The sequence below is a fragment of the Desulfobacterium sp. N47 genome (assembly GCF_051233685.1).
Lineage (GTDB): Bacteria > Desulfobacterota > Desulfobacteria > Desulfobacterales > RPRI01 > RPRI01.
The window spans coordinates 1-2,807 of record NZ_JBAMMY010000179.1 but is presented as its reverse complement, the minus strand read 5'-3'; the positions used below and the strand labels follow the sequence as shown (position 1 = coordinate 2,807).

At 43.5% G+C, this 2,807-nt stretch carries 4 protein-coding genes; 2 read left to right on the top strand and 2 right to left on the bottom strand.

What is annotated here, in order from left to right; translation table 11 throughout:
* Positions 1-161 precede the first annotated feature (161 nt).
* Together VXK47_RS11530 and VXK47_RS11525 are read left to right on the top strand one after the other, a co-directional pair.
* Entirely contained in the window at positions 162-455 is a 294-nt protein-coding gene (locus VXK47_RS11530; RefSeq protein WP_435548929.1) for a hypothetical protein, read from the top strand.
* Positions 456-490: 35 nt separating this feature from the next.
* Positions 491-955 carry a metallophosphoesterase family protein gene (locus VXK47_RS11525; RefSeq protein WP_435548928.1) on the top strand — a complete coding sequence of 155 codons (465 nt, stop codon included), beginning with the start codon at positions 491-493 and terminating at the stop codon, positions 953-955.
* 152 nt (positions 956-1,107) lie between these two features.
* On the opposite strand, the gene VXK47_RS11520 is transcribed toward VXK47_RS11525, so the two are convergent.
* Both VXK47_RS11520 and VXK47_RS11515 read right to left on the bottom strand, forming a co-directional pair.
* A complete protein-coding gene (locus VXK47_RS11520) occupies positions 1,108-2,403 on the bottom strand; it encodes an NAD(P)/FAD-dependent oxidoreductase (protein ID WP_435548927.1) in 1,296 nt (431 codons plus the stop codon).
* A gap of 281 nt (positions 2,404-2,684) precedes the next feature.
* On the bottom strand, positions 2,685-2,807 hold a 123-nt coding region (locus VXK47_RS11515), incomplete at its 5' end, for a transposase (RefSeq protein ID WP_435547519.1).

Here is a 2,807-nt window from a genome sequence, read left to right as displayed (position 1 = left end):
ACGGCCGCATCAAAAACTTGACAAAAAAACACCGGATATGGTCTACTGGGAAACATTTCCCAAGAAAGAGGCAGCAGCTTGAATAAGCAGTTTATCACTTAAAAAAAGCATTTTGCTGTTCAAACAATCCCGACCACCGCTGAAAAACAGGCGAACTTAAAATGGTTGTGCCGGAAAGCGCTGCTTTTGCTATTCCTGATATTTTTTCATATTCTGAGGCTGCTCCGCTGCTGTGTGCAGGAGCAATAGGATACCGCTCACTGAAATTAAGCGGCCTTGAAAACGGCCAAAGTCTGGGGCTAACAGGATTCGGTGCTTCCGCTCATCTTGTGCTCAAAATGGCTAAATACTTATTTCCCCAATCATCTTTCTTTGTTTTTGCCAGAAGCGTTAAGGAGAGAAAATTTGCCGAAGATTTAGGCGCATGCTGGAGCGGAGATATCGGCGATGATTGATATATTAAACTTTAAGAAGACTTTTAAATTATTATATGCCTTGTAAAATAGCAGTTTTATCCGATACACATGGTCTCTTAAGACCTGAGGCGGTTTCAGCCATAGCTGATTGTGATATAATTTTTCATGCAGGTGATATTGGAGATCCGCAAGTACTTTACGAGCTTGGCAGGATTGCTCCGGTACATGCTGTAAAAGGAAATACGGACAGGGGGAAGTGGACCGAAAAACTTCCGCTGACAGAATTTGTAGAATTTTGTGGCCATTTTTTTTATATATTACATGAGCTTGATGGCCTTGATCTTGAATCTGCTGCTGCAAGCTTTGAAATGGTTATTTTCGGACATACGCACAGAGCAGAAATTAAACAGCAGAATTCCATATTCTACCTCAATCCCGGAAGCGCAGGTCCGCGCAGGTCGAATCTGCCTGTTACGATTGCAAAAGTTATCGTGAATTCAAAAGGTCTTATCCCTGAGATAATCAGGCTCAATATCTAATGCTTATCGGCCCGGGCCTTTTTAAGAAGCTGTTTCCCGGTTCTATTCTGCCCGGGTTTTTTTGATATTCATTTCACCAACGATGATAGTAACCTATTGCCCGTCCGGATCTATCCCGAAACCATTAAAATTGAAAAACATTTACAGAAAGATTAACTGAATCCATCCTTTTTTGGTTTCTTTGAAGTATTTTTTTTTGGCAGTGTAGTTATCTGCGCTGCGCTGCGTCCTGATAGCCAGCCGGTTGAGAATGCCGCCTGCAGATTATATCCGCCTGTGTCAGCCTGAATATCAAGCAGCTCTCCTGCAATAAAGAGCCCTTTTGTTTTCCTGGATTCCATTGTCATAGGATCAATCTCACGGATGTCTGCTCCTCCTGAAGTGATAATTGCCTCGGCAAAAGGTCTGCATCCGCTTACCTCCAGCCGGAAATCCTTAAGCCAGGTTCTGAGGCGCACACGTTCTTTTGCAGATATACCGGAAGCCGGATGTTCGCCACATATCCGGGTAAGATCAAGGCAGACAGGAACCATTTCCCTGGGAATCAATCCCCGCAAAAGGCTGCCGATTTGCTCCTTACCCCGGGAGTCAATGTCGCGCTGAAGACGTGCATCAAGTTTTTTTTCATCAAGAGCCGGTTTGAGATCAATGGAAAAGGCAACTTTGTGCCCGTTGCGCAGACTGTCAACTGCTTCACCGCTTAAGGTAAGAATTGAAGGCCCGGTTAGCCCGAACTCTGTAAACACTATCTCACCAAATTGTTCCCTTTTCTTCTTTCCGCTCACAAACATCCGGGTATTAACATTGCGAAGATTGAGTCCGGCCATTTTTTTTGCCTCATCTCCGTAAGTTTCAAGCGGGACCAGTGCCTGACGTACAGGAATTATTGTATGTCCTGCTGCTTCACAAAGTCTGTAGCCGTCTCCGGTTGAGCCTGTAGAAGGATAGGAAGCCCCTCCCGTAGCAAGAATAACTGCATCACAGGAAATTTCCCTGCCCTGGGAAACAACACCGGTCACGCGTTCATTATGTATCAGTATTTTTTCAACAGAAGCAGAATGATTGATACTGACACCGGATTTTTTATTCCATTGCAGAAGAACTCTCCAGACATCCGGTGCTTTGCCGCTGGCAGGAAATACACGCCCTCCTCTTTCAGTTACCAGCTTCAGACCCAGTTCATTAAAGAATGTCATGAGATCTGTATTGAAGAACCTGGCAAAAGTTTGCCTGAGAAAAGGACCGGTTTTACCAAAATGGGATATAAAATCGGATATATCAGCGATATTTGTGATATTGCAGCGGCCCTTTCCTGTAATACTGAGTTTGAGGCCTGTCCGTTTCATTTTTTCAAGCAGAAGTGTATCAGCTCCTGCCTCAGCTGCCTGTCCCGCAGCCATAAGCCCTGCCGGACCACCGCCTATAACAATTACTTTCAGTGCTTTCATATTAATTGGTTCTCTCGAATTCTCAATCTGCTCCTGTGGGATTTATGACAGGAATTTATAAGATAAAAAGCTATAAATGAAAGCTCACAGGTATTTAATGCTTCGGATACTCCGGCTGCTACAGCTTTGGAATTAACTCCCTTAGAGCTTATTATCAATAGAAATATTTATAATAAGCCTGATCAGGCAATTGATGAATTAAATTGCTGTCTATTGAATAAAAAAGTTCAATTGATTTCATGTCATATTTTTTTATAATATTTTGATGGTTCCTCGCTATTTCATGTGGGTAACCTGAATTCGAGTTTGCCACCAATGAGGTAGATCATGGTGATCAGGTTTTTGATGGTCCTGTATCCCCTGGCCTTGGCTTTAGCTGCTTGGATAAGGCTGTTGATTCCCTC